Source organism: Acidovorax delafieldii (assembly GCF_007993815.1).
Classification (GTDB): Bacteria; Pseudomonadota; Gammaproteobacteria; order Burkholderiales; family Burkholderiaceae_C; genus Acidovorax; species Acidovorax delafieldii.
Map to the genome: position 1 here is coordinate 30,442 of NZ_VJWE01000016.1, position 22,601 is coordinate 53,042.

The following is a 22,601-nucleotide window of genomic DNA, read 5'->3' on the forward strand; positions in this document are numbered from 1 at the left end:
TCCCCGCGACTCCTCACACAAACCTTCACAAAGGCAGACAAATGAATTTCAGGATTGGAGAAGGTTGGGACGTACATGCGCTGGTGCCCGGCCGCCGCCTGGTGATTGGTGGGGTGGAGATCCCTCACCCGACAGGCCTGCTGGGCCACTCGGACGCCGACGTATTGCTGCACGCCATCACCGACGCGCTGCTGGGCGCGGCGGCACTGGGAGACATTGGCCGCCATTTCCCCGACACCGATGCTGCGTTCCGGGGCGCAGACTCGGGCGTGCTGCTGGCCGAGGCGGCGCGGCGGGTGCGCGCAGCGGGCTTTGAGATCGGCAACATCGACAGCACGGTCGTCGCCCAGGCCCCACGCCTGGCGGCGCACATCCCTGGCATGCGGGCCGCTATCGCCCGCGCGGTGGGTGTGGCAGAGGACCAGGTCAATGTGAAAGCCAAGACGGCCGAGCGCCTGGGCCCGGTGGGGCAGGGGCTGGCCATGGAGGCACGGGCCATAGCGCTGGTCTACCGGGCGTAAGCCGCAGGGGATTGGCCCGGCCTTTGCCGCAGTGTCTTGCAGCGCTCAGCTGCTGCTGCGCTCCACGATGGAAAAGCCGATGTCCACCACGGGCTGGGCGACTGCCTTGCCCTCGGCCCGGTCGGCAATCCACTGAGCTGCTGTCTGGCCTATGCGTGTGCCATCGATGCGCACGCTGGAAAGAGCCGGGCTGACGGTCTCGGCAAAGTCGATGTCGCCAAACCCCATCACAGCGAGTTGCTTAGGCACTGCGATTGCGCGGGCCCTGGCTTCGGTGAGCACGCCCAGGGCGAGCATGTCGGAGCTGCAGAACACTGCGTCGATATCGGGCACGTCGGCCAGCAGGGCTGCGAGCCCGGCACGGCCATCTGCGTGGGTGGTGGGTGATTTACCCAGTCGCACGGCGGGCGGGCGCAGACCCAGGTGCGCGGCGGCGTCGGCAAAGCCCTGAGCGCGCCGCGCCGCGCGCTCGTCTCCGCCACTGAGCAGCGCCAGCCGTCGCCGTCCCCTGGCGAACAGGTGCTCGCACACGGCGGCGCCCAGCGCTTCGTGGCGCAGGCCGACCAGCATGTCGATCGGGGTGTCCGTGAAGTCCCAGGTTTCCACCACCGGAATGCCCGAGGCCATCAGCAACCGCCGCCCCTCGGGTGAGTGCATGACCCCCGTGAGCACGATCCCATCGGGCCGCCGGCCCACGATGGCGCGCAGCAACTCGTCTTCGCGTGAACGGGCGTAGCCCACCTGGCCCACCATGACCTGAAAGCCGCGCAGTTCCAGCGCATCGGTGAGGGCCTGCACCATTTCACCAAACAGAGGCCCCGTGAGCGTGGGGACCAGTGCCGTCACCACATGGCTGCGCGCCGAACGCAACCCGCCTGCCACCAGGTTGGGCACATAGCCCAATGCGGAAACGGCTTCCTGAACCCGTTGCCGTGTGCGCTCAGACACCTGCTGCGGCGTGTTGATGGCGCGAGACACGGTAATCATCGACACGCCTGCCCGTTCGGCCACCTCGCGCAGCGTGACCGCCGAGCGGTCGCGGCCGGAGGGTGGGGCAGTGCGGGCCGGATCAGGAGCTTGCATGGTGGTGGAGTCTAAAGGGCGCGTGACTTCGGGCTGGCACCGTGCACGCTACTGTGCGACGGCACTCCAGTGAAATTCGTCAACATAAGGGTTTTCACTATGTTGTCTGATGATGTTAACGTTAACATTTGCATAAATCGCAGAAATTTCTCCGCATAGAGCAGAAATTCTGTGACTTGTACGACTTCTAAAGACCTCTTACCCACCGCCCGCTTTTCACCATGACCCCGCAAGAACTCAAAACCATCATGGGCTCCGGCCTGCTCTCGTTCCCCATCACCGACTTTGACGAGCAGGGCAACTTCCGCCCCAAGACCTACATCGAGCGCCTGGAGTGGCTCGCCCCCTATGGCGCCAGCGCCCTGTTTGCCGCCGGTGGCACGGGTGAGTACTTCTCGCTCTCGGGCCCCGAGTACAGCGAGGTCATCAAGACGGCCGTGGATACCTGCCGGGGCAAGGTGCCGATCATTGCCGGTGCCGGTGGCCCCACCCGCACGGCCATTGCCCATGCCCAGGAGGCCGAGCGCCTGGGCGCCCATGGCATCCTGCTGTTGCCGCATTACCTGACCGAAGCTGGCCAGGAAGGCCTGATCGCCCATGTGGAGCAGGTCTGCAAGAGCGTGAAGTTTGGTGTGATCGTCTACAACCGCGACCGCACCAAGCTCACGGCCGAGTCCCTGGCCATCCTGGCCGAGCGTTGTCCGAACCTGGTGGGGTTCAAGGACGGTGTGGGCAACATCGAGACCATGTCTTCCATCTACATGAAGATGGGTGACCGCTTTTCGTACCTGGGCGGTCTGCCCACGGCGGAGGTGTATGCCGCTGCCTACAAGGCGCTGGGCACGCCGGTGTATTCGTCGGCGGTGTTCAACTTCATCCCCAAGACGGCGATGGAGTTCTACAAGGCGGTGGCCAGCGATGACACGGCCACGCAGCACCGGCTGCTCAAGTCGTTCTTCATGCCGTACCTGGCCATCCGCAACCGGGTCGAGGGCTATGGCGTGTCGATCATCAAGGCGGGTGCGCGCATCGTGGGCCATGACGGCGGCCCGGTGCGGGCGCCGCTGACGGACCTCAAGCCCCATGAGATGCAAGAGCTCAAGGCGCTGATTGACAAGCTCGGGCCGCAGTGAACGCGGCCGACTGATTCCTTCCTTTTCTCATCCACCCCCGAGGCTCCGCAGAGGGCCTGCCATCACTACTTTCGGAGACACCCTCATGTTCGTTGCCCAGAAACTGTTGCTTGTAGCTGCCGCCTGTGGCCTTGCCTTTGCCGCATCTGCGCAGACCGCCGCGCCCGCTGCTGCCACCTGGCCCGATAAACCCGTGACCATCGTCGTGCCGTTCCCGGCCGGCGGTTCCACCGACATGGTGGCCCGCGCCATAGCCCTGCACATGGGCGACAAGTTGGGCCAGAACTTCGTGGTGGACAACCGCCCGGGTGCCACGGGCACACTGGGCGCGGGCATGGTCAAGCGCGCGCCAGCCGATGGCTACACGCTGCTGGTGTCGTCGCTGGGTGCCTTTGTCGTGGCGCCGCATTTGCTCAAGAGCGTGCCATACGACGCCCTCAAGGACTTTGACTACATCACCGTGCCGGTACAGGCGCCCAACGTGCTGGTCGCAGCCCCCGGGCAGAAGGCGCGCACCGTGAAGGAGGTGATCGCCCAGCTCAAGGCCAACCCGGGCAAGGTGAATTTTGCCAGCTCGGGCAACGGCTCGTCAGACCACCTTTCTGCCGAAGTGTTCTGGCAGCAGAGTGGCACCGAAGGCCTGCACATTCCCTACAAGGGTGGCGCACCGGCCATCAACGACCTGCTGGGCGGGCAGGTGGAGTTCTCGTTCCAGAACGTGAACGCCGTGTTGCATCACATCCGTGCGGGCAAGCTGCACGCCATCGCTGTGACGGGCGACAAGCGCAGCCCTGTGCTGCCGGATGTACCCACGCTGGCCGAAGCGGGCGTGACCGGTGCTGAGGTGTACTCCTGGCAGGGCATGGCCGCACCCAAGGGCCTGCCGCCAGCACTCAAGAAGAAGCTCGCTGACGCCGCCATCGCGGCCATCAACGACCCTGCCGTGAAAAAGCGCATGCTGGACCAGGGCCTGGAGATTGTCGGCAGCACGCCCGAAGCCTTCACCGCCTACCAAGCGCGCGAATTCGCCCGTTGGAAGACCGTGATCGAGACCCGAAAAATCACCGCTGATTGAGCCCTGCCACGAGGCGCCGGGCGCGCCTCATCCTCGTTTTCTGACCACCATGACCAACTCTTCCAATCCATCTGCCACCAGCACCCCCGTTATCACCGAGCTGCGCGTGGTGCCTGTAGCGGGCCACGACAGCATGCTCATGAACCTGAGCGGCGCGCACGGTCCGTTCTTCACGCGCAACCTGCTCATCCTGCGTGACAGCGCGGGCAACACAGGCGTGGGCGAAGTACCCGGCGGCGAGAAGATCCGCCAGACCATCGAAGATGCGCGACCGCTCATCGTGGGCCAGCCCGTGGGTCACCACAACGCCGTGCTCAATGCCATGCGCGCCCAGTTTGCCGACCGCGATGCGGGCGGGCGTGGCCTGCAGACCTTTGACCTTCGCATCACCATCCATGCCGTGACGGCGGTGGAGTCGGCCTTTCTCGATCTGCTGGGCCAGCACCTGGGCGTGCCCGTGGCCGCGCTGCTGGGCGACGGCGTTCAGCGCACATCGGTGCAAATGCTGGGCTACCTGTTCTATGTGGGCGACCGCACCAAGACCGATTTGGCCTACCGCACCGAGCCCGGCGCTGACAACGACTGGTTCCGCCTGCGCAACGAAAAGGCGATGACGGCTGAGGGCATCGTGCGCCTGGCCGAGGCCGCTTACCAGCGCTATGGCTTTGCTGACTTCAAGCTCAAGGGCGGTGTGCTGCGTGGCGAGGAAGAGGTCGAGGCCATCCGCGCGCTGCACGAGCGCTTCCCCGAAGCGCGCGTGACGCTGGACCCCAATGGCGGCTGGCTGTTGAAAGACGCCATCCGCCTCACGCGCGACCTGCATGGCGTGATGGCCTATGCCGAAGACCCCTGCGGCGCAGAAGGCGTGTTCTCGGGCCGCGAGGTGATGGCCGAGTTCCGCCGCGCCACCGGCCTGCCGACCGCTACCAACATGGTGGCCACCGACTGGCGCGAAATGGCGCACAGCCTGGCGCTGCAGTCGGTGGATATTCCGCTGGCAGACCCGCATTTCTGGACCATGGCCGGATCAGTGCGTGTGGCGCAGATGTGCCAGGCCTTCGGCCTGACCTGGGGCTCGCACTCCAACAACCATTTCGATGTTTCGCTGGCCATGTTCACCCACGTGGGCGCCGCTGCCCCGGGCCGCGTGACCGCGATCGACACGCACTGGATCTGGCAGGACGGCGAGCGCCTGACGAAGCAGCCGTTCCAGATCAGGAATGGTTTCATTGACCTGCCCAAGAAGCCCGGTCTGGGGGTAGAGCTGGACATGGACGAGGTTGAGCGCGCCCACCGCCTGTACCTGCAGCACGGCCTGGGGGCACGCGACGACGCGATTGCGATGCAGTACCTGATCCCCGGCTGGAAGTTCAACAACAAGTCACCTTGCATGGTGCGCTGAGGCGGTTCCAAAACACAAAGCCCTCCAGTGGAGGGCTTTGTGTTGGGGGCAGGGCAGGGGATCAGGCCATCCTGTCTTCCGCCCGTCGCCGGGGCAGCTGGCGCTTGACGGATGGGCGCTGCAGGCGCTGCTTGGGGTCCACGCCTTCGGGCAGGCTGGTGGCGCGCTGCAGTTGCAGGTGGGCCACCAGGCCTCCGGTGCTGGAGTTGGCCAGCGCAAAAATGCCGCCCATGCGCTGCACCGTCTTGTCCACAATCGACAGCCCCAGGCCCGCACCCGCCGCCGCCGTGCGCGCCGAGTCGCCCCGGAAGAACGGCTTGGTGAGGTTGGACAGCTGCTCAGGCGGCACGCCAGCGCCGTGGTCGCGCAACTTGATCAGCACCCAGTTTTCGCGGCTCTTGGCGGCGATGTCCACGTTGGTGATGCCCGTGTCCTCGTTCTTGCCGTAGCGCCGGGCGTTCTCCAGCAGGTTGGAGATCACACGGGCCAATTCCACCTCGTCTGCCAGCACGTTCAGGTCCTCAGGCACCACCATGGTGATCTGCAGCTCGCGGTGGTCCTGCACCGCGTACACACACGACGACACCACCGCATGCAGGTTCACCGGCGTGAGCGTCACGTGGTCGGGCCGTGCGTAGTCCAGAAACTTGTCGATGGTGGCGTCTAGCTGCACGATGTCGGCCACCATGTGCTCGCGGGCCACTTCGTCGGTCACGCTCATTTCCGTTTCCAGCCGCAGGCGCGCCAGCGGCGTGCGCAGGTCGTGCGAAATGCCCGCCAGCATCACGGCGCGGTCCTGTTCCAGCTTGGCCAGCTTTTGGGCCATGCGGTTGAAGCCGATGTTCACCTCGCGGATTTCGCTGGTCACCACTTCTTCGTCGAGGTGGCTGGCGGCAAAGTCACCGTCTTTGACGCGGTTGGCCGCATAGGACAGCTGCTTGAGCGGGCGGTTGATCAGCCGCGCAATGGCCGCGGCACCGGCCAGAGACAGCGCGGCGGCCGTGATCAGCCAGATCAGCCAGGTGCGTCCCCCTGCCGGGCTGAAGCGCGAGCGGTCCATCAACAGCCAGTTGGGGTCGCCGTTGATGTTGAAGCCGACCCACAGGCCGTTTTCTCCGTTCACGCTTTGCGCCACGATGGTGTCCGGGCCCAGGCGCATTGTCAGCTCGTCGGTCAGGCGGTTGCCCAGGGCCGTCGGATCGAGCAGCGCGTACTTGTCCTTGGGCTCGCGCGGCAGGATGCGCACCCCCTCCTGGTCGGCCATGGTCTTGATGAGCGACACGCGCGCGATGGCGTCGGAGTGCACCAGCGCGGCGCGGCTCAGGTTGACCAGCGATGCAATCTGCTGCGCGGTCTGCAGCGTGCGCGGTTCAAACTCCAGCGCGCGCAGGGTTTGCAGCCACGCCAGGATGCTGCCCACCAGCAGCAGGGCCAGCAGAAAAAACGTGCGCCAGAAAAGGTTCAGACCGACGCGCGCACGCTGTTCCCGCGCCCGCCGAATGGCCTCCAGCGGGGCAGGGCTGGTGGCGTCGGAGGGGGCGGTGACAGACTTGCGGGACGAAGATCTCGGCTTGCCCTCGGTGTTGGCCATGAACTATCAGCTCGTTCCGTCCGGCACAAACACGTAGCCCACGCCCCATACGGTCTGGATGTAGCGGGGCGCAGCGGCGTCCACTTCCACCAGCTTGCGCAGGCGCGACACCTGCACGTCCAGGCTGCGGTCGAAGGGCTCGAACTCGCGGCCGCGGGCCAGCAGAGCCAGCTTTTCGCGCGACAGGGGCTGGCGCGGGTGGCGCACCAGGGCCTTGAGCATGGCGAATTCGCCGGTGGTCAAAGGCAGTTCTTCGCCATTGCGCTGCAGTGCGCGCGTGCCCAGATCGAAGGTGAAGGGGCCAAAGGTGACGACTTCGTTGTCGCCCGATGGGGCGCCTGGGGCCTCCTGGGCGGGGCGGCGGCGCAGCACGGCGTGGATGCGGGCGAGCAGCTCGCGCGGGTTGAAGGGCTTGCCCAGGTAATCGTCGGCGCCCACTTCCAGGCCCACGATGCGGTCCACGTCCTCGCCCTTGGCAGTGAGCATGATGATGGGAGTGCGGTCGTTGGCGGCGCGCAGGCGGCGGCAGATCGACAAACCGTCTTCGCCAGGCATCATCAGGTCCAGCACGATGATGTCCACCGTCTCGCGCAGCAGCAGGCGGTTGAGGGCCTTGCCGTCTTCGGCAACCATGACTTCAAAACCCTCTTGGGTGAGGTAGCGGCGCAGCAGGTCGCGGATGCGGGCGTCGTCGTCCACTACCAGAACTTTGTCGGTGCGATTGGGTGTTGTGGCCATGTTGATCTCAAGTCCAATTTGTAACAGAGCCAATTCTGACCAGTTGGAACGCCGAAGTTCGGGTTTGGAGGCCGGGTTTGACCAACTGTTACAAGTTTTGCCCAGCTTCGCACCTCGTGCGACATGGCTTTGTCAAGGGCGTCGCGCACTGCGGTTAAGGTGGTGCCCCGCACCCCTGGCAACCGGGGCGTGCACCAATGACAAGGACCGTGTGATGATGAAAAACACTACCAAATTGATAGCTGCCAGTGCATTGATCGCCTGCGCAAGCGCCGCTTTTGCCCAAAATGCGCCGACCCCTGAGCCGCGCAATGTGGTGCAGCTGTCGGCCGCGGGCACGGTGGAGGTGCAGCAAGACCTGCTGGTGCTCAACCTTGCCACCAGCAAAGAGGCCGCCGATGCCGCCACCGTGCAAACCCAACTCAAGCAGGCGCTGGATGCTGCACTGACCGAGGCCAAGCGCAATGCGCAGCCAGGCCAGCTGGAGGTGCGCACCGGTCCGTTCGGGCTGTACCCCCGCTATGGCAAGGACGGCAAGATCAACGGCTGGCAGGGCCGGGCCGAACTGGTGCTGGAGGGCCGTGACTTTGCACGCATCACGGCCACCGCCGGCAAGATTCAGACCTTGGCGATCAGCCAGGTGGCGTTTGGCCTGTCGCGCGAGGCCCGCGCCAAGGTGGAGTCCGAGGCCCAGACCCAGGCCATCGAGCAGTTCAAGGCCCGTGCGGCCGAACTGGCCAAGGGCTTTGGATTTGCGAACTACAGCTTGCGCGAAGTGGCGGTGAACAGCAATGAAATGTCGCCCGGCCCCCGGCCCCGCATGATGGCCGCCGAGGCCAAGGCGGCGTCGTTCTCGGACTCAGCCGTGCCGGTGGAAGCGGGCAAGGCCCAGGTCACGGTGAACGTGTCGGGCTCGGTGCAGATGCGCTGAGGCCTCTGAGCCCCCTGAGTCGCTGGGTGTGCCCTGTTTGAAATAAAAACGGCTGCAAGCGCTAGTGCAATAAGCGCTGGCAGCTATCAAAAGCAGAGCGATTGCTCAGCACCGGCTTACTGAGCAGCCCAGCCGCCGTCCATGTTCCACGCCACGCCACGCACGTTGTTGGCGGCGGGGGAGCAGAAGAACACGGCCAGTTCGCCCAACTCCTCGGGCGTAGTGAACTGCATCGAAGGCTCCTTCTCGCCCAGCAGCAGCTTCTTGGCTTCTTCATTGGATATGCCGTGTTCGGCGGCCTTGGCGTCCACCTGCTTTTGCACCAGTGGCGTCAGCACCCAGCCTGGGCAGATGGCGTTGCAGGTCACGCCGGTGGTGGCGTTTTCCAGCGCGGTGACCTTGGTCAGGCCCACGATGCCGTGCTTGGCGGCTACATAGGCGGACTTCTGAGCCGATCCCACCAGGCCGTGCACCGACGCCACGTTGATGATGCGGCCCCAGTTGGCGCTCTTCATCGCGGGCAGGGCCAGGCGCGAGGTGTGGAAGGCACTGGTCAGGTTGATGGCGATGATGGAGTCCCAGCGTTCGACGGGAAAGTTCTCCACATTGGCCACATGCTGGATGCCTGCGTTGTTGATCAGAATGTCCACGCGGCCAAACTGGCTGGCGCTGTACTTCATCATGTCTTCGATGTCGGCCACACGGCTCATATCGGCGCCGTGGTAAGCCACCTGGGCGCCCGCAGCCTCGCCAGCTGCCAGCACCTCGGCGCGGGGGCCATCCACATCGCCAAAGCCGTTGAGCACGATGTTGGCGCCCTGGCGCGCCAGGGCCTTGGCGATGCCAAGACCAATGCCGCTGGTGGAGCCGGTGACGAGGGCAGTTTTGCCTTTCAGCATGGGAGTCTCTCCGAATGAATTACGATGCGACGACAAGAAAAAGTCGGCACTCAGGGGCAAGCGATGGGTGCCAACGACCACAGCATTATCGAGCGCTGCCCCCGGATTTCGCACCCATGATTGAACCTACGCTGAACTACGTACTGTGCCCAGGCCCCGCGGCCTCGCCGGAGACTCCAGACCGCGCACCCGCTCCCGCACAGCAGCACCGCATGGCGTATTGGGAGTGGAACGCCACCGGCAACCCGGCGCACCCGCACGTCATCGTCTGCGTGCATGGCCTGTCGCGCCAGGGGCGGGATTTTGATACCTTGGCCCGCGTGCTGAGCCAGCATGCACGGGTGATCTGCCCCGACGTGGTGGGCCGGGGGCGCAGCGACTGGCTGGCCGACCCCATGGGCTACCAGATTCCCCAATACGCGGCGGACATGCTGGCATTGCTTGCGCAGTTGCACCAGCAAGCCCCTATCACCACGCTGGACTGGGTGGGCACGAGCATGGGCGGGCTCATCGGCATGGGCATCACCGGCCAGCCCGCTCTGCCCTTGCCGGTGCCTGTGCGCCGGCTGGTGCTGAACGATGTGGGGCCTGTCATCCAGTGGCAGGCGCTGCAGCGCATCGGACAGTATCTGGGGCAGCCCGCGCGGTTTGCATCGCTGCAGCAGGCGGCCGATGCAATGTGGGCCATCTCCACCAGCTTTGGCCCCCACACGCCCGCCCAGTGGCTGGAGCTGTCGCGCGCCATGGTGCGCGCGCTGCCGCAGTCCGCCGGAGGCGGCCTCGCGCTGCACTATGACCCGGCGATCGCCGTGCCGTTCAAGACGTTGACGCAGGAGGCTGCGGCGGCGGGCGAGGCGGCACTGTGGCAGCTGTATGACCACATCACGGCCCAGACGTTGCTGTTGCGTGGTGGGCAGTCCGACCTGCTCTCACGCGATACGGCGCAGGCCATGGCGCAGCGCGGGCCCCGGGCCCGCGTGGTGGAGTTCGACGGTGTGGGCCACGCGCCCACGCTGGTGGTGGAAGACCAGGTCGCCGCAGTCGCGGATTTCCTGCCGGCGGCAGAAGGTGCTGTGGCCGGATGAAAACCAACCCCCCTGCACCAGCGTCTCTCACCCCCCAGGCCGACGCTGTCCCCCAGCTCATCGCCGCCACGGCGCACACCCTGCCGGAGCAGGTGAACGCACTGGCCCGCGCGCGCGCTTTTGCCGAACCCCTGATGGCGGGCGAAACGCTCGACTCCGGCGAGAACACGCTGGCCCATGCCGATGCCGTGGCCGCCATCCTCAAGGGTATTGGCGGTTCCGAAGCCATGCAGGCGGCCAGCTATCTGGTGCACGCCTGCATCCATCTGAACAAACCCGAGGAGGTGATCGCCAAGGCCTTTGGCGCCAACTTTGCGGCGCTGGCGGTGGAGACCACCAAGCTGATGCGCGTGCAGCAGCAGGCCCGCGCGGCTGCGCCGCTGGACGACCCGGCCGTGCAGACGGAGAACGTGCGCAAGATGCTGCTGGCGTTCTCGCGCGACCTGCGTGTGGTGATGCTGCGGCTGGCCTCGCGCTTGCAGACGCTCCGTTTTCATGCGGCCAGCAAGCGCCCCGTGTCGCCCAGCCTGGCGCGCGAGTCGTTGCAGGTGTTTGCGCCGCTGGCGAACCGCCTGGGTATCTGGCAGGTGAAGTGGGAGCTGGAGGACCTGTCCTTCCGCTTCCTGGAGCCCGACACCTACAAGGAAGTGGCCCGCCTGCTCGACGAAAAGCGTGGCGAGCGTGAGGTCTACATGGAGCAGCTGCGCGCGCGGCTCGAATCCGACCTGCGTGCGCGCAGCATCAGCGCCACCGTGGCGGGCCGCCCCAAGCACATCTACAGCATCGTCAAGAAGATGCGTGGCAAGTCGCTCAACTTCGACCAGGTGTTCGACATCCGCGCGCTGCGTGTGGTGGTGCCCACGGTGAAGGACTGCTACGCCGCCCTGAGCTGGGTGCACGAGCAGTTCAAGCCCATCGTGGAGGAGTTTGACGACTACATCGCCAAGCCCAAACCCAACGGCTACCAGTCGCTGCACACCATCGTGCGGGACGACAACGGCAAGCCGATCGAGATCCAGATCCGCACCCAGGCCATGCACGAACACGCCGAGCATGGCGTGGCAGCGCACTGGGCCTATAAGGAGGCCGGGGCCAAAGGTTATGCGGGTGTGTCTGCAACGGGCGAGTACGACGCCAAGATTGCCGTGCTGCGCCAGCTGCTGGCGTGGGAGCGGGACCTGGCGGGCGCGTTGCCCAACCGGGGCTTGTTCGAGGACCGCATCTACGTGCTGACCCCCGATGCCGCCGTGGTGGAGCTGCCCCAGGGCGCCACCCCGGTGGACTTTGCCTACTCCGTCCACACCAGCCTGGGCCACCGCTGCCGGGGCGCCAAGGTCGATGGTGTGATGGTGCCGCTCAATACCCCGTTGCAAAACGGGCAGACTGTTGAAATCTCCACGGTCAAGGAAGGGCGCCCCTCGCGCGACTGGCTCAATGCCGAGCTGGGCTATCTCACCAGCAACCGCGCCAAGGCCAAGGTGCGTGCCTGGTTCAACGCACAGGCCACGCACGAGACAGTGGCCCGGGGCCGCGAGGCGGTCGAAAAGCTGTTGCAGCGCGAAGGCAAGACCGCCATCAAGCTCGACGATCTGGCGGTGCAACTGGGCTTCAAGTCGGCCGACGCGCTGTTTGAGGTGGTGGGCAAGGACGAGTTTTCGCTGCGCAACATCGAAACGGTGCTGCGCCCGCCCGAGCCCGTGCTGCAGCCCGATGATTACCTGCTGCTCAAGAAAACACGCACCAACGACGCGGCCCCCAAGGGCGGTGTGCTGGTGGTGGGCATCGACTCCCTGATGACGCAGCTGGCCAAGTGCTGCAAGCCCGCACCCCCGGACACCATCCGTGGCTTTGTCACGCGCGGCAAAGGGGTGAGCGTGCACCGTGCCGACTGCAGCAACTTCCGCGAGATGGCGGCACGCAATGCCGAGCGTGTGATCGAGGTGGAGTGGGGCGTGCCCAAGCCATCGGCATCCACGGCGGTGTACCCGGTGGACGTCGCGGTGGAGGCCGCAGACCGCCAGGGCCTGCTGCGCGACATCTCGGAAGTGTTTGCCCGCGAAAAAACCAATGTGATCGGTGTGCAGACCCAGTCCGTCAAAGGCACGGCGTGGATGACGTTCACGGTAGAAGTGTCCGACTCAGGCCGCCTGAACAAGGTGCTCGGCATCGTGGCTGGGGTGCAGGGCGTTCGTTCTGCCCGCCGCCGTTGAGGCGAGGCGCGCGCGGGCCTTGCCTGTGAGCCCGCTTCCCGCGCGTTGTGTGATTTGTAGCCTGCCGTGCCCGAGGGGGCGATTTTTATGGCTATAATCGTGGTCTTGATAACGACAGGCGCGTAGCTCAGCTGGTTAGAGCACCACCTTGACATGGTGGGGGTCGTTGGTTCGAGTCCAATCGCGCCTACCAAGTTTTTCGCTGAAAGAAACCAGCTTTCAGATCCATAAAAAACTTGGCAACAACACCGCACTTGGTGTTCACAGAGCAAGCCACCGCAAGGTGGCTTTTTTGTTTCTGCTTCTTTCTTCCCTCGCCAAGGGCTGTTGCTGGGGCGTTGTGCGTAAAAGGCTGCACGGCATACGGCGCCTCAAGCATCAGTCGCCCACGCGACACATTGGTGCCCGACATCATCAGGGTATTCCTTTGCCGCTGCGGCGCGGCAGTCTCCCTAGAATGTGCTGCACTGCAATACATGGGTTTTGAGCCCGAGGAGTTCGTTGTGTCCGAACCGAAAACCGCTGCGTCCAAATCGGCCCAGCGCGTCATCAAGAAGTACCCCAACCGCCGTCTGTACGACACAGACACCTCCACCTACATCACCCTGGCCGAGGTGCGCCAGCTGGTGATGGACCACCAGAACGTGGTGGTGCGCGACGCCAAGACGGGCGAAGACCTCACACGCAGCATCCTGCTGCAGATCATTTTGGAAGAGGAGGCGGGCGGCGCCCCGATGTTCACCGAGGCGGTGCTGGCCAACATCATCCGGTTCTATGGCCATGCCATGCAGGGGTTCATGGGCGCGTACCTGGAGAAGAACGTCCAGGCCTTCACCGACGTGCAGACCAAGCTGGCCGAGCAGTCCCAAAGCGTGACGCCCGAGATGTGGGCGCAGTTCATGAGCCTGCAGTCGCCCATGCTCAAGGGCATGATGGGCAACTATGTCGAGCAGTCGCAGACCATGCTGGCCCAGATGCAGGAGCAGATGCAAAAGCAGACGGAGCAGATGCTGGGCGCATTTGGACTGAAAAGATAGCCCCCGAGGCGCCTGCGGCGCCTTGCCCCCGGGCGGCGCCGCTATAGCGGCGGTGCTGCCTTTAAATCGCGGCTGCGGGCTGGTGCAGCACCGGTTGCGCAGGTTGCGGCAGGTGGCAAACCTTGCGATGAATCGGCAATCCTGACCGCTCAACGCCGGAACTGGGACAATACGGGGATATGAGCGAAGCAATTGCCCCCACCAAAACACCCAAAGTCGGATTCGTCAGCCTGGGATGCCCCAAGGCGCTGACCGATTCCGAGCTGATCCTCACGCAGCTGAGCGCCGAGGGTTACGAAACCTCCAAGACCTTCCAGGGTGCCGACCTGGTCATCGTCAACACCTGCGGCTTCATCGACGATGCCGTGAAAGAAAGCCTGGACACCATTGGCGAAGCCCTGGCCGAGAACGGCAAGGTCATCGTCACCGGCTGCCTGGGCGCCCGCACGGGTGACGATGGCGGCAACATGGTGCGCCAGATGCACCCCAGCGTGCTGGCCGTGACCGGGCCCCATGCCACGCAAGAGGTGATGGATGCGGTCCACCTGAACCTGCCCAAGCCCCACGACCCGTTCGTGGACCTGGTGCCCGGCAGCTTTGGCATCGCGGGCATCAAGCTCACGCCCAAGCACTACGCTTACCTCAAGATCAGCGAAGGCTGCAACCACCGTTGTACCTTCTGCATCATCCCGTCCATGCGCGGCGATCTGGTGTCGCGCCCCATTGGCGACGTGCTAAGCGAGGCCAAGGCCTTGTTTGAAGGTGGTGTGAAAGAGTTGCTGGTGATCAGCCAGGACACCTCGGCCTATGGCGTGGACGTGAAGTACCGCACGGGCTTCTGGGACGGAAAGCCCGTCAAGACCCGCATGCTGGAGCTGGTGCAGACGCTGGGCGAGATTGCCGAGCCCTATGGCGCCTGGGTGCGCCTGCACTATGTGTACCCGTACCCCAGCGTGGACGAAGTGATCCCACTCATGGCCACGGGCAAGGTGCTGCCGTACCTGGACGTGCCTTTCCAGCACAGCCACCCTGACGTATTGAAGCGCATGAAGCGCCCCGCCAGCGGCGAGCGCAACCTGGAGCGCATCCTGCGCTGGCGCGAAGCCTGCCCCGAGCTGGTCATCCGCAGCACCTTCATTGCGGGCTTTCCGGGCGAGACGGAGGAAGAGTTCCAGCACCTGCTCGACTTCGTGCGCGAGGCGCAGATTGACCGTGCGGGCTGCTTTGCCTACAGCGATGTGAATGGCGCTGCGGCCAACGAGCTGCCCGGCATGCTGCCGATGGAAGTGCGCGAAGAGCGCCGTGCCCGCTTCATGGCGGTGGCGGAAGAGGTCTCGATCGCCAGGCTGCAGCGCCGGGTGGGTGCCACCATGCAGGTGCTGGTGGACCATGCACCTGCCCTGGGCCGCAAAGGGGGTGTGGGCCGCACTTATGCGGATGCGCCCGAGATCGACGGCACCGTGCAGCTGCTGCCGCCCGAGAAGATCAGCAAGCAGCTCAAGGTGGGGGAGTTCACCAAGGCACGTATCGTGGGCGTGCAGGGGCACGACCTGGTGGCGCAACCTATCTGATTGCTATTTAATTCGTAGCGTTGGACCCATGCAGCACTAGCGCATTGGCTCTGAATCATAAAAAAGGCTTCCCGAGGGAAGCCTTTTTCTTTGGGGGATCTCCTGTGAGGGAGAGAGGGCTGCGAGCCCTTGCCGCCCTTAGACGCGCTTGCGGTATTCGCCAGTGCGGGTGTCGATTTCGATCTTGTCGCCTTGGCTGACGAACAGGGGCACGGGCACTTCGAAGCCGGTGGCGATCTTGGCAGGCTTCATGACCTTGCCGGAGGTGTCGCCCTTGACGGCGGGTTCCGTCCAGGTGATTTCGCGCTCGACGCTGGTGGGCAGTTCGACCGAGATGGCCTTGCCGTCATAGAACACCACTTCCACGGTCATGCCGTCTTCCAGGTAGTTCAGCGAGTCGCCCATGTTTTCGGCTTCCACTTCGTACTGGTTGTACTCGGTGTCCATGCACACGTACATGGGGTCGGCAAAGTAGGAGTAGGTGCACTCTTTCTTGTCCAGGATCACGTTGTCGATCTTGTCGTCGGCCTTGAACACGACTTCGGTGCCGAAGTTGCCGATCAGGCTCTTGAGCTTCATGCGCACGGTGGCTGCACCGCGGCCGCCGCGGGCGTATTCGGTCTTCAGGACCACCATGGGGTCCTTGCCGTGCATGATGACGTTGCCGGCGCGGATTTCTTGAGCGATTTTCATAGCAAGTTGCTTGGGTTGGGGCCGCTCAACGCGCGGGCTGGCAAACCATCTGGTTTGCGCGCCGGTGCATGTTCTGCGGCGAAAGTGCGCGGGGAGCAGGCACTGACATGCCGCACCTGATTTGCGCAAAGCCTCGGATTTTACCGTTTTTCGGCGACAAAGCCCAAAAGTTGTGCGACGAGGTTGTCCTGCGTCAGCAGGCGCGCACGGGCAGCCTGGGTGCAGGCGGTCCACTCTGCCAGCGTGTTGTCGTCCGGCCACTGCAGCGGCGCGGCGTCCAGCCCGTTCCAGGTGGCGTGGAACTGCCGCAGCGACGCAGGCGCCTGCAGCCAGTCCAGAAAGGCCCAGAGCTTGTCGTGGTGGGCGTTGTCGTGCTGCGGGTAGATCTGCCAGACAAAGGCCTGACCCGCCCACAGCGCACGCACCAGCGAGTCCTCGCCCCGCACCGCATTGAAGTCGCAGGCCCACAGCATCTCATCAAACGCTGGCTGGGGGCGGTGGGGAAGGTAGGACAAGGACAGCAGCCCCCGCTGGTCATGCGCTTGCGGACCTCCTTCGTTCCCGGAGGGCTCGGCCAGTGTCGCCCGCACCGCAGCGGCCGGGCGGCCAGGCGTGACCAGCAGCTCGGTGGGTTGCAGCGCACACTGTTGCAGCAGGTGGGCCAGCGCCGGGGGCTCGTAGCAGAACAGCGACACCCAGCGGCTGCCTGGTGCTTCTTCGCCCCTGCCAAACAGTGCCCGGTGCTCCGTGCGCCAGGCGCTGCGGTCAAAAGCCTCGCGCCGCGCCATCAGATGGGGCTCGCGCAGGAGGCCGCCGGTGCCGGTCGTGAAGCCGGGGTAAAAAAACCAGCGCGTCCACCCCGATGCCGGGCCGGACAGAATGGGGGACGGCAGGCGGTGGGTGCGTGCGACGTAACCCTCTGCAGACAGGTATTCCAGGTTGATCCAGACAGGTTTGGAGCGATTTTGGCCAGAAGCGCTAGTGGAATATGCGCTATACGCTATGAATTCAGGAGCAATATCGCAGCCGAAGGCCTCCACCATCACATCGGGTGGCGGCTCGTTGGGGCCCGGCGGCGGCGCGCCCCAGGGCCGCACCTCCACCCCGGGGCAGCCCCCAGGGGCCATCCATTGCAGCGCCGAGGCGTCGTCCACCCACAGGCGCACGCGGTGGCCCAGTGCGGCCAGCTGCGCCACCAGGCGCCAGCACACGCCAATGTCGCCAAAGTTGTCAATCACGCGGCAGAACACATCCCACTGCAGGGGCTGGCGGTCGGGGGTCATGGTGTGGCGGGCTGGGTGCGCAAGTGGTCCACCAGCAGCCGGGCCACGGTGGAGAGGGATTCTTCCGACCGCACGCACAGCGACAGGCGGCGGTGGGCCCAGGGCTCGTTCAGGGTGACGGTGCGGATCTGCAGCGCGCCCTGGTACAGCCGCGCACTGCCGCGCGGCATCACGCCCACACCCAGGCCGGCGTTGACCATGAGGCACAGCGCGTCGTAGCTGGTGACCTGCATGCGCAGTCGAAGCGGCAGGCCAGCCTCGGCGGATGCGCGGGTGAGCTGGTTGTTGATGGCGCTGTTGGGGTGCGCGCCCACAAAGTCATAGGGCAGGGCGTCTGCCAGCCGCACGGACTTGCGCCGCGCCAGCGCATGGCCGGTGGGTACCACCAGCACCAGCTCGTCGGTGCGGTAGGGCAGCAGCGTCACCCGTTCGCCGTAGTGGCCTTCGTTCAGGATGCCCACGTCGGCCGCGTTCTCGGCCACGGAATGCGCAATCGCGCTGCTGATCTGCTCCTGCAGCCGCACATCCACCTGCGGGTGTTGTGCCAGAAAGCTCTGCAGTTCCCCCGGCAAAAACTGCGTGATGGCCGAGATGTTGGCCACCACTCGCACGTGACCGCGCACTCCGGTGCCATATTCGCGCATCTGGGTGGCGATGCCGTCCAGGTCATTCAGTACGCCGCGCGCCAGGTTCAGCAGGGCAAATGCGGCAGCCGTGGGCTCGGTGCCCTTGTTGCTGCGGGTGAACAGGGCCACGTGCAACGCGTCTTCCAGGTCGGCCAGGCGGCGGCTCACGGCCGAGGCGGCCAGGTGCTCGCGCGCGGCGGCGGCAGCGATGGTGCTTTCTTCCATCACGGCCACAAACAGGCGCAGGGAGACGGGATCAAGTTTCATGGGGGCCTGATGGTAACAAGCTGCCATGCCGGTTTGCGATGGCATCTTGTTGCTTGAGCGATTTACGGCCCCGCACACCCTGCGCATCATTCGCCCCGAGCCGCCCCGGCGTGGGGCTGGCCGCAGGAGATAACCCCACCCATGGATTCCATTGCTTCCCCCGCCGCGTTGCAAGGCGTGCGCGTCATCGAAATGGGCCAGCTCATTGCCGGGCCTTTCTGCGGCAAGACGCTGGGCGAGTTTGGCGCCGATGTGATCAAGATCGAGGCGCCCGAGACCGGCGACCCGCTGCGCAACTGGCGCCTGATCAAGGAAGGCACTTCTGTCTGGTGGCAGGTGCAGTCGCGCAACAAGCGCTCGGTGGCGCTGGACCTGCGGCAAAAGGAGGGGCAGGACATCGCTCGCCAGCTGATTGCAGAAGCCGATGTGCTGGTCGAGAACTTCCGCCCCGGCACGCTGGAAGGCTGGGGCATGTCGCCCGAGGAGCTGCACCAACTCAACCCCGGCCTCGTGATGCTGCGCATCTCTGGCTACGGCCAGACGGGGCCGTACCGCGACCTGCCAGGCTTTGGCGCCATCGGCGAAGCCATGGGCGGCCTGCGCCACCTGACGGGCGAGCCCGGTCGCGTGCCGGTGCGCGTCGGTGTCTCGATTGGCGACACGCTGGCGGCGCTGCACGGCACCATCGGCGTGCTCACGGCGCTGTACCACCGCAAGGTCAACGGCGGCCAGGGTCAGGTGATTGACGTGGCGCTGCACGAGGCGGTGTTCAACGTGATGGAAAGCCTGATCCCCGAATACAGCGCCTTCGGGGCCGTGCGCGAGGCCGCAGGCAGCGCGCTGCCGGGCATTGCACCGAGCAACGCCTACCCCTGCACGGATGGCTGGGTGCTGGTGGCGGGCAATGGCGACAGCATCTTCAAGCGACTGATGGACGCGATTGGCAGGCCCGACCTGGGCGCCGCGCCGGACCTGGCCAACAACACCGGCCGCGTGGCGCGGGTGGAAGAGATCGACGCTGCGATTGGCGCCTGGAGCGCGCAGCGCACCGTGCAGCAGGTGCTGGACGCATTGGGCGCCGCCCGCGTGCCTGCGGGCAAGGTCTACACCGCCAAAGACATTGCCGAAGACCCGCACTACCGCGCCCGCGACATGCTGCTGACGCAACAGACGCGCGACGGCTACAGCGTAGAAGTGCCGGGCATCGTGCCCAAGCTCTCGGCCACGCCGGGCAGCATCCGCAGCAGCGCGCCGCACCTGGGCGACGACACCGATGCGGTGCTGACCGAGGCAGGCCTCACGGCCGAACAGATCGCGCTGCTGCGCAGCAAGGGGGTGATTCAATGAGTGCATCCAACACCGTGTGGCAGGGCGCAGGCCGCCGCATCCATATGCAGGAAGTCGGCCTGCGCGACGGCCTGCAGATGGAAAAGGCATTTGTGCCCACGGCCGACAAGATCGCGCTGTGCAACGCACTGTCGGCGGCGGGCCTGGCCAAGATCGAGGTGACTTCGTTCACCTCGCCCATGGCCATCCCTGCGCTCAAGGATGCCGAGATCGTGATGCGCGAGATCACGCGCCGCCCTGGCACGGTCTACACCGCGCTGGTGCCCAACCTGCGCGGTGCAGAGCGCGCCATCGAGTCGCGCACGGACGAGCTGAACCTGGTGATGTCGGTCAGCGCCACCCACAACCTGGCCAATCTGCGCATGACGCAGGAACAGTCGTTTGCGGCGTTGGCGCAGGTAGTGGCCCTGGCGCAGGGCGCCAACGTGGCGGTGAATGTGTCGCTGTCGTGTGTTTTTGGCTGCCCCATGGAAGGCGATGTGGCCGAGGCGGATGTGTTCGGCTGGGTGCAGCGTTTTGTGGATCGGGGCGTGCGTGGCATCACGCTGTGCGACACCACGGGCATGGCCTACGCCACGCAGGTGCACCAGCTCACCGCGGCAGCCCGCGCGCGCTGGCCGGGGGTGGAGTTCACCCTGCATTTCCACAACACGCGCGGCATGGGGCTGGCCAATGTGCTGGCGGCCATCGACGCGGGTGCGGACCGGTTCGATGCCTCGCTGGGCGGCCTGGGCGGCTGCCCCTATGCGCCGGGCGCCAGCGGCAATGTGTGTAGCGAAGAGATCGTGCATGCGCTGGCGCTGATGGGCTATGACACCGGGGTGGACTTGGCACAACTGGTGGTGGCGGCGCAGCAACTGCCTGCGTTGATCGGCCACGATATCCCCAGCCAGATTGCCAAGGCGGGTCCGCGCCTGGCACTGCACCCGGTGCCTGCCGATTTCGAGGCGATCCGCGAAAGAGCGCTTGCCCGCTGAGCGCGGGCGAGCCTGCATTCACACATAACACCAGGAGACAAAAGCCATGACCTTCCCCGCCCCACTGTCCCGCCGCATCTTCACCGCCGCCGTGCTGTGCTCCGCTGCCTTCGCAGCGGGCGCGCAGGACAAATACCCCTCCAAGCCCATCACCGTGGTGGTGCCCCAGGCCGCTGGTGGCGCCAACGACGCCATTGCGCGCGTGGTGGCGCAAAAACTCAGCGAACAAATGGGCCAGAGCGTGATCGTGGACAACCGCCCTGGTGCGGGCGGCACCCTGGCCACAGGCGCCACGGCCCGCGCGCGCAATGATGGCTACACCCTGCTGCTGACGGCCGACAGCGCCCATGTGATTGGCCCTGCGCTGTACAAGAACCCGGGGTTCGATCCGGTCAAGGACTTCGCACCCGTGGCGCCCGTGGCCACGGCGGGCTATGTGCTGGTGGCTCATCCGTCCTTCCCGGCCAACACCGTGGCCGAAATGGTGGCTTTGGCGAAGGCCAGCCCTGGCAAATATGCGATTGCCTCGGCGGGCAACGGCACGCTGAACCACCTGATTGGTGAGATGCTGCAAAAGGCGGCAGGCATCCAGCTGCAGCACATTCCGTACAAGGGTTCCGCCGCTGCAGCCACCGACGTGGTGGGCGGGCAAGTGCCGCTGTCGGTGCAAAGCCTGCCGTCAGCCATTGCGTTCATCAAGGCAGGCAAGCTCAAGGTGCTGGGTGTGGTCAATGAAAAGCGCGTGGCCGCACTGCCCGATGCGCCCACCATCGGCGAGACGATCAAAGGCTTTGGCCAGGCGCCCTGGTATGCGCTGTTTGCCCCGGCTGGCACGCCCGCGCCCATCGTGGCGCAGCTGCAGGCCGAGGTGGCGCGCGCGCTGGAGCACAAGGACGTGGTGGACAAGCTGGCCACCGTGGGCTGCGAGCCCTTCAAGGGCACGGCGGCGCAGCTGGCGGCGCTGGTGCAGTCCGACCTGCCCAAGTGGAGCCGCGTGGTCAAGGACACGGGTGCGACGGTCGATTGACCGGGTGCTTTCTCTGCGCCTTTTTGCTTCTCGCAACTCAGATTTTTGACAACAACGACAACGACGGAGACATCCCTTCATGAAAACCACCCGCAAGCAGTTCACCACCCTCGCCCTGGCCGCACTGGCCACCATCAGCTTCATCGGCCACGCAGCGGCGCAGGGCGCTTACCCGTCCAAGAACGTCACCATGGTGGTGCCCACCGCCGCAGGCGGCACCACCGACCTGTCGGCCCGCATGCTGGCGCAGGCGCTTGCGCCGGTGCTGGGCCAGTCGGTCATCGTGGACAACAAGGGCGGGGGCAACGGCAACATTGCCGCCAGCGCCGTCAAGCGGGCCGAGGCCGATGGCTACACGCTGCTCATGCAGTACTCGGGCTACCACGTCATCTCGCCCCACATCACCAAACAAAAGCAGTGGGAGCAAGGCGACTTCCAACCCGTGGCCAACGTGATCTCGGCCCCGCAGATCATCGTGGTGCGTGCCGACCTGCCGGTGAAAACGCTGCCCGAGCTGATCGCCTACGCCAAGGCCAATCCCGGCAAGCTCAACTACGCCTCGTCGGGCAACGGCTCGCTGCAGCACGTGACCGGTGCCATGCTGGAGCAGCAAGGCGCCATCAAGATGGTCCACGTGCCCTACAAAGGCACGGGCCCAGCGCTGCAGGACCTGCTGGGCGGCCAGGTGGACCTGACCTTTGGCACTGCACCACCGTTCATGCCCCACATCGCCAGCGGCAAGCTGCGCGTGCTGGCCGTGACGGGCAAGCAGCGCCTGCCCAGCCTGCCTGATGTGCCCACCACGGCCGAGGCGGGCTACCCCAAGGTCGATGCCACCTCATGGTTTGCGGTGTTTGCCCCCGCCGCCGTGCCCAAGGCCGTGGTGGACAAGCTGACGGCCGACATCCGCACCGTGGTGCAGAACGCGGCCTTCCAGCAAAAGGCGCAGGAGCAGGGCGCCACGGCCGACTACCAGACCCCGGCGCAGTTGGGTGACAAGGTGAAGGCTGATCTGGCCAACTGGGCGCAGGTGGTGAAGACCTCGAAGATCGAGGCGGAGTGACCGGGGTGCGGTGATTTTTTGATAAAGATGGCTGCAAGCGCT

The 22,601-nt window shown here is 65.4% G+C and carries 21 protein-coding genes and 1 tRNA gene; 14 read left to right on the forward strand and 8 right to left on the reverse strand.

The annotated features are described in order from the left end of the window. Positions 1-41: 41 nt before the first annotated feature. Positions 42-521 (forward strand): 2-C-methyl-D-erythritol 2,4-cyclodiphosphate synthase, encoded by a 480-nt coding sequence (gene ispF, locus ATF69_RS17815; RefSeq protein WP_056064230.1) that lies wholly within the window; start codon positions 42-44, stop codon positions 519-521. A 45-nt stretch (positions 522-566) separates the two neighbouring features. On the opposite strand, the gene ATF69_RS17820 is transcribed toward ispF, so the two are convergent. Continuing rightward, positions 567-1,604 carry a LacI family DNA-binding transcriptional regulator gene (locus ATF69_RS17820; RefSeq protein ID WP_146871821.1) on the reverse strand — a complete coding sequence of 346 codons (1,038 nt, stop codon included), beginning with the start codon at positions 1,602-1,604 and terminating at the stop codon, positions 567-569. A 221-nt stretch (positions 1,605-1,825) separates the two neighbouring features. On the opposite strand from ATF69_RS17820, the gene kdgD reads away from it, so the two are divergent. The 3 genes from kdgD to gudD all read left to right on the forward strand — a co-directional run bounded on the left by kdgD (position 1,826) and on the right by gudD (position 5,214). Further along, positions 1,826-2,737, forward strand: a complete 912-nt coding sequence (gene kdgD, locus ATF69_RS17825) for a 5-dehydro-4-deoxyglucarate dehydratase (RefSeq protein WP_056745084.1) — start codon at positions 1,826-1,828, stop codon at positions 2,735-2,737. Between the two features lie 85 nt (positions 2,738-2,822). Then, on the forward strand, positions 2,823-3,812 hold the full coding sequence (locus ATF69_RS17830; protein ID WP_208758745.1) for a Bug family tripartite tricarboxylate transporter substrate binding protein: 990 nt from the start codon (positions 2,823-2,825) through the stop codon (positions 3,810-3,812). A 49-nt stretch (positions 3,813-3,861) separates the two neighbouring features. Next, positions 3,862-5,214 (forward strand): glucarate dehydratase, encoded by a 1,353-nt coding sequence (gene gudD, locus ATF69_RS17835; protein WP_099730614.1) that lies wholly within the window; start codon positions 3,862-3,864, stop codon positions 5,212-5,214. Positions 5,215-5,275: 61 nt separating this feature from the next. On the opposite strand, the gene ATF69_RS17840 is transcribed toward gudD, so the two are convergent. Beyond that, positions 5,276-6,805 (reverse strand): sensor histidine kinase, encoded by a 1,530-nt coding sequence (locus ATF69_RS17840; RefSeq protein ID WP_121942603.1) that lies wholly within the window; start codon positions 6,803-6,805, stop codon positions 5,276-5,278. A 6-nt stretch (positions 6,806-6,811) separates the two neighbouring features. Then, positions 6,812-7,543 (reverse strand): osmolarity response regulator transcription factor OmpR, encoded by a 732-nt coding sequence (gene ompR, locus ATF69_RS17845; RefSeq protein WP_015014739.1) that lies wholly within the window; start codon positions 7,541-7,543, stop codon positions 6,812-6,814. 217 nt (positions 7,544-7,760) lie between these two features. Between ompR and ATF69_RS17850 the strand changes: the two genes are divergently transcribed. Further along, entirely contained in the window at positions 7,761-8,474 is a 714-nt protein-coding gene (locus ATF69_RS17850) for an SIMPL domain-containing protein (RefSeq protein ID WP_146871983.1), read from the forward strand. A 116-nt stretch (positions 8,475-8,590) separates the two neighbouring features. On the opposite strand, the gene ATF69_RS17855 is transcribed toward ATF69_RS17850, so the two are convergent. Then, the gene (locus ATF69_RS17855; RefSeq protein ID WP_056064213.1) at positions 8,591-9,373 is read right to left on the reverse strand and encodes a 3-hydroxybutyrate dehydrogenase; all 783 of its coding nucleotides are present in this window, start codon (positions 9,371-9,373) and stop codon (positions 8,591-8,593) included. A gap of 116 nt (positions 9,374-9,489) precedes the next feature. Between ATF69_RS17855 and ATF69_RS17860 the strand changes: the two genes are divergently transcribed. From ATF69_RS17860 to ATF69_RS17870, 3 genes are all read left to right on the forward strand, one after another. After that, positions 9,490-10,458 (forward strand): alpha/beta fold hydrolase, encoded by a 969-nt coding sequence (locus ATF69_RS17860; protein ID WP_146871822.1) that lies wholly within the window; start codon positions 9,490-9,492, stop codon positions 10,456-10,458. Continuing rightward, complete coding sequence (locus tag ATF69_RS17865) at positions 10,455-12,668, forward strand: RelA/SpoT family protein (RefSeq protein WP_056064207.1); 2,214 nt, start codon at positions 10,455-10,457, stop codon at positions 12,666-12,668. Before ATF69_RS17860 ends, ATF69_RS17865 begins: the two co-directional genes overlap by 4 nt. 116 nt (positions 12,669-12,784) lie before the next feature. Beyond that, a tRNA-Val gene (locus tag ATF69_RS17870) sits at positions 12,785-12,861 on the forward strand. Here ATF69_RS17870 and ATF69_RS17875 read toward each other — a convergent pair. Next, positions 12,856-13,083, reverse strand: coding sequence for a hypothetical protein (locus ATF69_RS17875; protein ID WP_146871823.1), 228 nt, complete (start codon positions 13,081-13,083; stop codon positions 12,856-12,858). The genes ATF69_RS17870 and ATF69_RS17875 overlap by 6 nt on opposite strands. Positions 13,084-13,144: 61 nt before the next feature. Here ATF69_RS17875 and phaR point away from each other — a divergent pair, with 61 nt between their 5' ends. Both phaR and rimO read left to right on the forward strand, forming a co-directional pair. Continuing rightward, on the forward strand, positions 13,145-13,705 hold the full coding sequence (phaR, locus tag ATF69_RS17880) for a polyhydroxyalkanoate synthesis repressor PhaR (protein WP_056064204.1): 561 nt from the start codon (positions 13,145-13,147) through the stop codon (positions 13,703-13,705). A 179-nt stretch (positions 13,706-13,884) separates the two neighbouring features. Beyond that, a complete protein-coding gene (rimO, locus tag ATF69_RS17885) occupies positions 13,885-15,276 on the forward strand; it encodes a 30S ribosomal protein S12 methylthiotransferase RimO (protein ID WP_099730612.1) in 1,392 nt (463 codons plus the stop codon). A gap of 138 nt (positions 15,277-15,414) precedes the next feature. On the opposite strand, the gene efp is transcribed toward rimO, so the two are convergent. The 3 genes from efp to ATF69_RS17900 all read right to left on the reverse strand — a co-directional run bounded on the left by efp (position 15,415) and on the right by ATF69_RS17900 (position 18,145). Further along, positions 15,415-15,969, reverse strand: a complete 555-nt coding sequence (efp, locus tag ATF69_RS17890) for an elongation factor P (RefSeq protein WP_008906801.1) — start codon at positions 15,967-15,969, stop codon at positions 15,415-15,417. A 140-nt stretch (positions 15,970-16,109) separates the two neighbouring features. Beyond that, positions 16,110-17,252, reverse strand: coding sequence for an elongation factor P maturation arginine rhamnosyltransferase EarP (earP, locus tag ATF69_RS17895; RefSeq protein ID WP_146871824.1), 1,143 nt, complete (start codon positions 17,250-17,252; stop codon positions 16,110-16,112). Beyond that, entirely contained in the window at positions 17,249-18,145 is an 897-nt protein-coding gene (locus ATF69_RS17900) for a LysR family transcriptional regulator (protein WP_056064190.1), read from the reverse strand. Before ATF69_RS17900 ends, earP begins: the two co-directional genes overlap by 4 nt. A 141-nt stretch (positions 18,146-18,286) precedes the next feature. Between ATF69_RS17900 and ATF69_RS17905 the strand changes: the two genes are divergently transcribed. The 4 genes from ATF69_RS17905 to ATF69_RS17920 all read left to right on the forward strand — a co-directional run bounded on the left by ATF69_RS17905 (position 18,287) and on the right by ATF69_RS17920 (position 22,559). Then, positions 18,287-19,492, forward strand: coding sequence for a CaiB/BaiF CoA transferase family protein (locus tag ATF69_RS17905; RefSeq protein ID WP_146871825.1), 1,206 nt, complete (start codon positions 18,287-18,289; stop codon positions 19,490-19,492). Then, positions 19,489-20,469 carry a hydroxymethylglutaryl-CoA lyase gene (locus tag ATF69_RS17910; RefSeq protein ID WP_146871826.1) on the forward strand — a complete coding sequence of 327 codons (981 nt, stop codon included), beginning with the start codon at positions 19,489-19,491 and terminating at the stop codon, positions 20,467-20,469. Before ATF69_RS17905 ends, ATF69_RS17910 begins: the two co-directional genes overlap by 4 nt. A gap of 46 nt (positions 20,470-20,515) precedes the next feature. Beyond that, on the forward strand, positions 20,516-21,496 hold the full coding sequence (locus ATF69_RS17915; RefSeq protein WP_056064180.1) for a Bug family tripartite tricarboxylate transporter substrate binding protein: 981 nt from the start codon (positions 20,516-20,518) through the stop codon (positions 21,494-21,496). Positions 21,497-21,575: 79 nt separating this feature from the next. Beyond that, positions 21,576-22,559 (forward strand): Bug family tripartite tricarboxylate transporter substrate binding protein, encoded by a 984-nt coding sequence (locus ATF69_RS17920; protein WP_146871827.1) that lies wholly within the window; start codon positions 21,576-21,578, stop codon positions 22,557-22,559. Positions 22,560-22,601: the final 42 nt, after the last annotated feature.

Excerpts from the sequence above, each read along its gene's own strand:
- ATF69_RS17820 (WP_146871821.1), bottom strand. The coding sequence starts at position 1,604 with ATGCAAGCTCCTGATCCGGCCCGCACTGCCCCACCCTCCGGCCGCGAC.
- ispF (WP_056064230.1), top strand. The coding sequence starts at position 42 with ATGAATTTCAGGATTGGAGAAGGTTGGGACGTACATGCGCTGGTGCCC.
- phaR (WP_056064204.1), top strand. The coding sequence starts at position 13,145 with ATGGGTTTTGAGCCCGAGGAGTTCGTTGTGTCCGAACCGAAAACCGCT.
- ATF69_RS17915 (WP_056064180.1), top strand. The coding sequence starts at position 20,516 with ATGACCTTCCCCGCCCCACTGTCCCGCCGCATCTTCACCGCCGCCGTG.
- ATF69_RS17920 (WP_146871827.1), top strand. The coding sequence starts at position 21,576 with ATGAAAACCACCCGCAAGCAGTTCACCACCCTCGCCCTGGCCGCACTG.
- ATF69_RS17855 (WP_056064213.1), bottom strand. The coding sequence starts at position 9,373 with ATGCTGAAAGGCAAAACTGCCCTCGTCACCGGCTCCACCAGCGGCATT.
- earP (WP_146871824.1), bottom strand. The coding sequence starts at position 17,252 with ATGACCCCCGACCGCCAGCCCCTGCAGTGGGATGTGTTCTGCCGCGTG.
- ATF69_RS17850 (WP_146871983.1), top strand. The coding sequence starts at position 7,761 with ATGAAAAACACTACCAAATTGATAGCTGCCAGTGCATTGATCGCCTGC.
- ATF69_RS17875 (WP_146871823.1), bottom strand. The coding sequence starts at position 13,083 with ATGATGTCGGGCACCAATGTGTCGCGTGGGCGACTGATGCTTGAGGCG.
- rimO (WP_099730612.1), top strand. The coding sequence starts at position 13,885 with ATGAGCGAAGCAATTGCCCCCACCAAAACACCCAAAGTCGGATTCGTC.
- ATF69_RS17900 (WP_056064190.1), bottom strand. The coding sequence starts at position 18,145 with ATGAAACTTGATCCCGTCTCCCTGCGCCTGTTTGTGGCCGTGATGGAA.
- ATF69_RS17865 (WP_056064207.1), top strand. The coding sequence starts at position 10,455 with ATGAAAACCAACCCCCCTGCACCAGCGTCTCTCACCCCCCAGGCCGAC.
- ATF69_RS17830 (WP_208758745.1), top strand. The coding sequence starts at position 2,823 with ATGTTCGTTGCCCAGAAACTGTTGCTTGTAGCTGCCGCCTGTGGCCTT.
- ATF69_RS17840 (WP_121942603.1), bottom strand. The coding sequence starts at position 6,805 with ATGGCCAACACCGAGGGCAAGCCGAGATCTTCGTCCCGCAAGTCTGTC.
- kdgD (WP_056745084.1), top strand. The coding sequence starts at position 1,826 with ATGACCCCGCAAGAACTCAAAACCATCATGGGCTCCGGCCTGCTCTCG.
- ompR (WP_015014739.1), bottom strand. The coding sequence starts at position 7,543 with ATGGCCACAACACCCAATCGCACCGACAAAGTTCTGGTAGTGGACGAC.
- gudD (WP_099730614.1), top strand. The coding sequence starts at position 3,862 with ATGACCAACTCTTCCAATCCATCTGCCACCAGCACCCCCGTTATCACC.
- ATF69_RS17910 (WP_146871826.1), top strand. The coding sequence starts at position 19,489 with ATGAGTGCATCCAACACCGTGTGGCAGGGCGCAGGCCGCCGCATCCAT.
- ATF69_RS17905 (WP_146871825.1), top strand. The coding sequence starts at position 18,287 with ATGGATTCCATTGCTTCCCCCGCCGCGTTGCAAGGCGTGCGCGTCATC.
- ATF69_RS17860 (WP_146871822.1), top strand. The coding sequence starts at position 9,490 with ATGATTGAACCTACGCTGAACTACGTACTGTGCCCAGGCCCCGCGGCC.
- efp (WP_008906801.1), bottom strand. The coding sequence starts at position 15,969 with ATGAAAATCGCTCAAGAAATCCGCGCCGGCAACGTCATCATGCACGGC.